The 7,647-nt window shown below is 54.0% G+C and carries 7 protein-coding genes; 2 read left to right on the top strand and 5 right to left on the bottom strand.

Annotated elements, in window-relative coordinates; translation table 11 throughout:
• Positions 1 to 137 precede the first annotated feature (137 nt).
• Entirely contained in the window at positions 138 to 866 is a 729-nt protein-coding gene (gene tatC / locus POG22_RS23235) for a twin-arginine translocase subunit TatC (protein ID WP_498907296.1), read from the bottom strand.
• A gap of 206 nt (positions 867 to 1,072) precedes the next feature.
• On the opposite strand from tatC, the gene cysE reads away from it, so the two are divergent.
• Positions 1,073 to 1,819: a serine O-acetyltransferase gene (gene cysE / locus POG22_RS23230; RefSeq protein ID WP_498907295.1), complete on the top strand. Its 747-nt coding sequence runs from the start codon at positions 1,073 to 1,075 to the stop codon at positions 1,817 to 1,819.
• A 90-nt stretch (positions 1,820 to 1,909) separates the two neighbouring features.
• Here the strand turns inward: cysE and hpnH are convergent, their stop codons facing one another.
• Both hpnH and hpnA read right to left on the bottom strand, forming a co-directional pair.
• Positions 1,910 to 2,932: an adenosyl-hopene transferase HpnH gene (hpnH, locus tag POG22_RS23225; protein WP_498907294.1), complete on the bottom strand. Its 1,023-nt coding sequence runs from the start codon at positions 2,930 to 2,932 to the stop codon at positions 1,910 to 1,912.
• A 324-nt stretch (positions 2,933 to 3,256) separates the two neighbouring features.
• Complete coding sequence (gene hpnA, locus POG22_RS23220) at positions 3,257 to 4,270, bottom strand: hopanoid-associated sugar epimerase (RefSeq protein WP_498907293.1); 1,014 nt, start codon at positions 4,268 to 4,270, stop codon at positions 3,257 to 3,259.
• A gap of 155 nt (positions 4,271 to 4,425) precedes the next feature.
• Here hpnA and nblS point away from each other — a divergent pair, with 155 nt between their 5' ends.
• Positions 4,426 to 6,456, top strand: a complete 2,031-nt coding sequence (gene nblS / locus POG22_RS23215; protein ID WP_498907292.1) for a two-component system sensor histidine kinase NblS — start codon at positions 4,426 to 4,428, stop codon at positions 6,454 to 6,456.
• On the opposite strand, the gene POG22_RS23210 is transcribed toward nblS, so the two are convergent.
• Positions 6,442 to 6,786: a zinc ribbon domain-containing protein gene (locus POG22_RS23210; RefSeq protein WP_498907291.1), complete on the bottom strand. Its 345-nt coding sequence runs from the start codon at positions 6,784 to 6,786 to the stop codon at positions 6,442 to 6,444. The two genes, nblS and POG22_RS23210, sit on opposite strands and share 15 nt — an antisense overlap.
• A gap of 112 nt (positions 6,787 to 6,898) precedes the next feature.
• Entirely contained in the window at positions 6,899 to 7,576 is a 678-nt protein-coding gene (locus POG22_RS23205) for a GerMN domain-containing protein (protein WP_498907290.1), read from the bottom strand.
• Positions 7,577 to 7,647 lie beyond the last annotated feature (71 nt).

Here is a 7,647-nt window from a genome sequence, read left to right as displayed (position 1 = left end):
GGAAACTGGCGGGAAACCGCAAACGACTGAGGAGACTCCCACCTCTGCTGACGAAGGGAAGCCCGAGCCAGTAAGTGGTGTCGATGAATCAGTAACTGCTTAGCAGGAATCGCCGCCCTTCTAGGGCGGTGAGTATGTCAACGTCCCATTAACTTCACCAGGCCGATTCCCGAAAAATACAACATCGCCACCGCTCCCCCGAGTAAACTCTGCGTGAGAGGGTCGGTCGAAGGCGTTAACACCGCACCGACGACCGCCGCCGACAGTACCACGTACCGCCACCCCGAGAGCATTTGCTTCGAGGATACGATTCCCAATCCACCGAGGAGCGCCTGCAATACCGGAACTTGAAACGCGATTCCAGTACTGAACAGTAGCAGGAGAATCGTCTTGAAATACTCGTCGATCGACCATTGTTGCGCGACGACGCCTTCCCCGTAAGACACAAAGAATTTCAACGCCGCCGGAATCAAAGCGAAATACGCAAACACCAAACCGCCGAGGAACAACACGCTCGATCCCAACACCACTGGAGCGATCAGCCGTTGTTCCCGTCGCGTCAAACCGGGTAAGACGAACCGGACAATTTGATACAGAATAAACGGCGTCGCCAGCAGCAAGCCAGAATATCCCGCCACCTGAATCGAAACGAAGAAAAACTCACCGGGGCGAATTTGTACGAAGTCCACCCCTTGCGCGGGAGCTTCGAGAATGCGAACGATGGGTTTGACGGTGACAAAACAGGCGACGATCGCCACGAACACCGCGATAATCGAGTAGAAAATGCGCTGTCGTAGCTCTTCTAAATGGTCGAACAGCGACATTTCCACCTCGTAAGGGAATTCGTCGAGATGCTCGTCCTGCATGTCGTTCGTGTCTTCAGAAGATTGGATGTTTTGGGTGTCTGGAGGCGATGTCATGAATCCGCGTAAGTGAGCCGATCGTACTTTTTCTTAGTGTAAACGTCCGCCGTCGAGAAAGGGGGCAAAACCGAACCGAGATCGATCGCTGCGAACTCCAAATAATCAATTAAGATAATAAACTGTGGTTTGTGTTACCAGGTTAGATCGCCGTGTTACGTTCCCTCGCTGCCGACTTTCGCATCATCTTCGATCGCGACCCTGCCGCCCGAAACTGGTTAGAGGTGCTGTTTTGCTACCCCGGCTTACAGGCGCTCATGTTCCATCGAGTGGCACACTGGCTCTATCGCATTGGCATTCCCTTTTTCCCTCGTTTCATGTCCCATCTCTCTCGCTTCATCACGGGAATTGAAATCCATCCCGGTGCCACTATTGGCGAAGGGGTCTTTATCGACCACGGAATGGGAGTTGTGATCGGGGAAACCGCCATCATTGGCGACGGCTGTTTGATTTATCAAGGTGTCACCCTCGGCGGAACCGGGAAAGAAAGCGGTAAACGCCACCCCACCCTCGGAGAAAACGTGGTGGTCGGGGCCGGAGCCAAAGTTCTTGGAAACCTGCTGATCGGCAATAACGTCCGCATCGGGGCGGGTTCGGTGGTGTTGCGAGACGTTCCCTCGGACTGCACGGTGGTGGGCGTTCCCGGGCGCGTGGTGTACCGCTCTGGCGTTCGCGTGAATCCCCTCGAACACGGACAGCTTCCCGACTCGGAAGCGCAAGTCATCCGCAGTTTGGTCGATCGCATTCAGGTACTCGAGCAGCAAGTCGAGCAACTGCAACAGCAACCGCAACCGGTCTACGTTTCGTCTGACGGAGAGGAGATTTGCGTCGGAGCCGCTCCCAACTGCCAACTTCGCGATCGCATGATTCGTGAATTCCTCGATGGTTCGGGAATTTAGGGTTTTAATTCAGGGTTTTAATTTTTCTCCTCAGCTAGATCCCCGGTATCTCTGAAGATGCCGGGGATCTGACGTTACAGTAAAATTCGCTTAACGCGCCATTCCGAAGACGCTGCCGAGCGATCGCACCACGTTCGCCGGTTCCATTGAATCCATCGCCGCCGTCGGTTCGTAACCACAGTGAACCATGCAATCGGCACATTTCGGATTACCGCTCTTGCGCCCGTACTGGCTCCAATCGGTACGGTCGAGCAGTTCTTGGAAGCTGTCGTAATGCCCTTCATCGAGTAAATAACAGGGTTTTTGCCAGCCCAAAACGCTGTAACTGGGACTTCCCCAAGGGGTGCAGTCGTAATCTTTATACCCCATCAAAAAGTCTAAAAACAGGGGGTTGTGGTTGAAGTTCCAATTCTTTTTACCGGCTTTGAACGGTGCGAGAATTTCCCGAAACAGGGCTTTCGTGCGTTCCCGTTTCAAGAAATTGTCTCGATCGGGCGCTTTTTCGTAACTGTAACCGGGAGACACCATCATTCCATCGACATTCAACTCCGCTAAGAAATCGAAGAACTCTTGCATTTCTTGGGGATCGGTTCCCTCGAATACGGTGGTGTTGGTGGTGACGCGGAAGCCTTTCGCCTTGGCGGCGCGAATGGCGTTGATGGCAATGTCAAACACGCCCTCGCGATCGACACATTTATCGTGTTGTTCTTTTAAACCGTCCAGGTGAACGCTGAATGTGAGATAGGGAGACGGTTGGAATTTATGCAGGAATTTTTCCAGTAAAATCCCGTTGGTGCAAAGGTAGATAAACTTTTTGCGATCGACCAATCCCGCCACGATTTCGTCGATTTGCGGGTGCAGCAGCGGTTCGCCACCGGGAATCGACACAACGGGAGCGCCGCATTCTTCGACGGCGGCGAAGCATTCTTGCGGCGTCAAGTTTTGTTTGAGAATCTCTTTGGGATGCTGGATTTTGCCGCAACCGGAACAGGCTAAGTTACAGCGAAATAGCGGTTCGAGCATCAACACTAACGGGAATTTTTTACGTCCTTTTAAACGCTGTTCGACGAGATATTTTCCGACGGCGACAGCTTGTTGGATTTGAATAGACACAGTCTTCCTCCTCTCACCGATTTAGGGAGTTGGTTGTTTTCCGAAAAAACGAGGCGATCGCAAATTTTGCAAATGCCAATCTATCTTTTTTACTATTGTACTCAGATCGAATGTTGAAATCGAGTATGTAGCTCTATTATTTCAAAATTTCCTTCGTATTTGAGATTGTTTGTGACAATTTTTTGACTGTTTTGAATTTTGAAAAAGTCTTAAAAATCGAATTTCAGAGCGATTTTGTTTTAAATTTTGAGATTCGATCGCTGGATTTTACGAAAATACGAAAAGCCCTCGACTCCCCAACCGTCCCTAAATCCGTAAACCTCATTATAATCCCGTTGTCTCTCTCGGATCGGAACTTTTGAAATTCACACGAAACCACTGCACCGCCTCGCGAATTGCCCCGTCGATATCCGATTGCGGCAAACCCAACTCTCGCACCGCTTTCGAGGCATCGTAATACATGGGTTCGGCGGACATTCGCACACCGTCGAGGGGAACCGAGGGGGATTTCCCCAACCGCGCCAATACCATTTCGTCGAACCACGCCACTGTCAGAGGTAGCCAGAGGGGAATCGTGCGTTTGGGGGCGTCTAACCCCGCGATCGCAGCGAGTTTGTCAAGAAATGCTTTTAAAGTCAGGTTTTGATGGCCGAGAATGTAGCGTTCTCCCGTTTTCCCCCGTTCCAAGGCGAGAACGTGACCTCGCGCCACGTCCCGCACGTCGATAAAATTCAAGCCCGTATCCACGTAAGCGGGCATTCGCCGTTGTAGGACGCGTAAAATAATATCGCCCGTGGGCGTGGGTTTGATGTCCCCCGCACCGATGGGGGTGCTGGGGTTGACGATGACGACATCTTGTCCGGCGGCGACGGCGCGATCGGCTTCTCGTTCGGCGTGGTATTTCGATTGTTTGTAGGCACTAATCAGCTTCTCGACGGGACTTTGAAAGGTTTCGTCGGCGAGTTGTCCGTGGGGTTTGACGCCGATCGCGGCGACAGAACTGGTATAGACGACGCGATCGACCCCCACGTTGCGGGCGCAGATTAGGACGTTACGAGTTCCGAGGACGTTGCTACGGTAGAGGCGATCGCGATCGCGCTGCCACAGGGAATATTCCGCCGCCACGTGACAGACCGCTTGACAGCCTCGCATCAACGCTTCCAAACTGGCATCGTTGAGATCTCCTTTGACCAATTCCACATCGAGACCGCGTAGATTGTCGAGACGACTGGTGGGGCGAACGAGCGCCCGTACCCCATAACCTGACTTTAAGAGCGATCGCACGACGTGAGATCCGACAAATCCCGTTCCGCCGGTCACGAAAACTGGCTCGACCACAACAACTTCCCCTCGAGTTCGATCGACTATCTTACCGTCGAAACCGTCTGAGACTGTCCGAAACAGTGGTTTTCGTTCGCTCGAATCTGCCTCAAATCCCAGATCGTGGCAGAATATAATCGTAAAAATTATAGCGACGTTTTGATAGGCTCCCCTTGCTGACTCTACTGAGACAGATCTCGAACGCGATCGAAAGCTGGTGGTCGGAGTTTACGCTCCAAACCAAACTGATGGCGGCGGCAACGCTTGCGGTCTCCCTCATCGTGAGCGGCTTGACGTTTTGGGCAGTCAACACCATCCAGCAAGACACTCGCCTCAACGATACGCGCTTCGGTCGCGACTTGGGGTTGCTTCTGGCGGCCAACGTCACGCAACTGGTCGCCGACGACAACAAACACGAACTGGCTCGGTTTTCAAGTCAGTTTTATAGCAGTACCTCGAGCGTTCGTTACATCATCTACGCCGACGAAGACGGACAAATCTTTTTCGGCATTCCCTATTCCGAGTCTACCGTTCAAAATTCCCTAACCATTCAGCGGCGGATTCACCTTCCCGAAGAAGCCCTGCGATCGCGATCGCCGTTCGTTCGCCAACACCACACGCCGAACGGCCAAGTGACCGACGTGTTCGTCCCCCTCTACGACGGCGATCGCCCCTTGGGTATCATGGCCGTGGGCATCAACCCCAACCCCACCGTCGTCACCTCCTCGGGACTGACACGGGACGTGACCATTGCGGTATTCGTCTCCATCTGGGTCATGGTGATTCTCGGGGCGGTGTTCAACGCCTTAACCATTACCCGCCCCATTAAAGAGCTACTCGTCGGCGTCAAAAACATCGCCTCGGGGAACTTCAAACAACGCATCGATTTACCCTTCGGCGGCGAACTCGGCGAGTTGATCGAAAGCTTCAACGAAATGGCCGAGCGCCTCGAACGCTACGAAGAACAAAACATCGAAGAATTAACCGCCGAAAAAGCGAAATTAGAAACCTTGGTGTCTACCATTGCCGACGGTGCAGTGCTGTTAGACACCCACATGAACGTGATTCTCGTCAATCCCACGGCCAAGCGGATTTTTAGCTGGGACGATCGCGATTTAGTGGGAACGAACGTCCTCCATGCTTTCCCGGCGGCGATTCAAGTGGAGTTGACGCGGCCGCTGTATCAAATGGCAAAAGGCGAACGAGACGGTGGCGAATTTCGCGTGACGCTGACAGAACCCACGCGGCGCACCATTCGTATTTTAGTGACGACCGTACTCGATCGCGACCGGGAAAACGTCAAAGGCATTTCCATCGCCGTCCAAGACATCACCCGCGAAGTGGAACTCAACGAGGCAAAAAGTCAGTTCATCAGCAACATTTCTCACGAACTGCGAACACCGTTGTTTAACATTAAATCCTTTATCGAAACCTTACACGAGTACGGCGAAGATTTAAGCGAAACCGAACGACAAGAGTTTTTAGAAACCGCCAACCACGAAACCGATCGCCTGACGCGACTCGTCAACGACGTTCTGGACTTGTCGCGGTTGGAGTCTTGTCGGATTTACCACCTCGACCCCCTCGACATCGCCCAACCCATCGAGCAAACCCTGCGAACCTACCAACTCAACGCCAAAGACAAAGGGATCGAACTGACGCAGGAAGTCGAACCGGATTTACCGCTAGTTTTAGGACATTACGATTTGCTGTTGCAGGTATTTGCCAATTTAGTGGGAAACGCCCTGAAGTTTACGCTGTCGGGGGGACGGGCGATCGTGCGGGCGTATCTGTTACCTCCCCCCACCGAAAACGAGGGCAGCCACGCGATCGAAGGGGCAACGCGTTACGTGCGGGTGGAAGTGTCCGACACGGGAATCGGTATCGAACCCGAGGATCGAGAAGCCATTTTCGATCGCTTCTTCCGAGTCGAAAACCGCGTTCATACCTTAGAAGGAACGGGGTTAGGACTCTCCATCGTCCGCAACATCCTCAACAAACACCACAGCAGCGTTCATTTAGCCAGCGAGGTGGGGGTCGGGACGACGTTCTGGTTCGATCTCGCCGTCGCTGAAGATTTAGAAGAAACTCACCTCGCCACACCGCAGACGACCTCCCACGAAACCACCACAGCAACCGCCCCTGAAGATGCGACCGAAACCTCTCCCCAAACCGTCTCGAACAGTACTTCACAGGGTAGCTAAGACGAAGCTGAGAACGAGGAGTCCGAGAACCGGCCACAACAGTCGGTAGCGTCGATACCAGGGCGTTGGTCGTTTCCAAGGAGGGAGCGTTTCCGGCGCGATCGCATCTTCGACGTCGTGATAGAGCGTGCAAGTCTCGGCGTAGGGACGCTGGGGAAAGTTACAGGTATCGTCGTGGTGATAAGTGCAGCTCGAGCAGAGAAATTCGTCGTCCGTCGCCCGGTGTAAGGGAATACCGGGATGTCCGAACGCCTTGAGTGGATAGCGACAGTGGGGACAAGAAACTGCGTCCTCGCGCACGGGGCGATCGCATTGGGGACAACTCGCCATAGTTCCTGTTGAGTGGTGTGGGGTCGATCGGTTCTTCTGCTCACCCTAACGGATATCGCGGCGAGATTGCCAAACCTCGAAGCTGCCCCGAGAGACGACACCGCTCTTCTCCTTACAGCGAAAATTCTGCGTCGAACTGTTGGCGAGAAATCGGCTGAGGGACTTCTAACCCTTCTCCTCCCAACAGGCGCAGCGGTTCGCCTTCGACAGACAGCCAAACGGACGCGTCGGGGTCGAGACTGGTGGCGGTATAGACCACTTGTCCGAGGCGTCCCATCATCGAAGCACTGCCGCCGCCGGAGGTAAACTCTCGCGAGAGATCGACGTGAATGCCGTCGTCGCGAACGCTGAGGTCTTTGAGTTCGGTTTCGGTGGGAATGGTGTTAAAGACATCGTTTTGTTCGGCCGTGTCGAGGAGGCGATCGAAGGCTGCCGTTAAAATTGCGTCGGGTTCGTCGCTGCTGGCCTCGACCGTGACATCCAGCGGGACTAACTCAAACGAGGTTCCCGTATCTCGTAGAAAATAGGTTTTGAGGGTTTTCTCGATAGTCGGCGCGTCCGTGGCTTGCGTCGTTTCGTCGGGGGCTTGGGGTTCGGAGGGTTGCGCCTCAGACGGTCGCGCGTCAGGAGGGCTGTCGGGGGCGACTTGGCTGGGATTCGTCACGGTTGGGGCTTGTCGGTTGGCGTTGTTGCGCGTCCATACTGTCGCCGCCCCACCTGCGACGAGGAGGACAGCGGCGATTCCAGCGACAATTCCAAGAGAACGGCGGGTTTGACGTGGGTTGTCCATGACGAAGTTAACTCCTAACGGTTAATGTGTGACGTACTCCCGGCGCCGACCGCTAAGCGGTACGGCGCGGG

Source organism: Geitlerinema sp. CS-897 (assembly GCF_028368005.1).
In the GTDB taxonomy this organism is placed as follows: domain Bacteria; phylum Cyanobacteriota; class Cyanobacteriia; order Cyanobacteriales; family Geitlerinemataceae; genus Baaleninema; species Baaleninema simplex.
The sequence above is the reverse complement of the archived record's forward strand: the minus strand, read 5'-3'. Positions and strand labels throughout refer to the sequence as shown.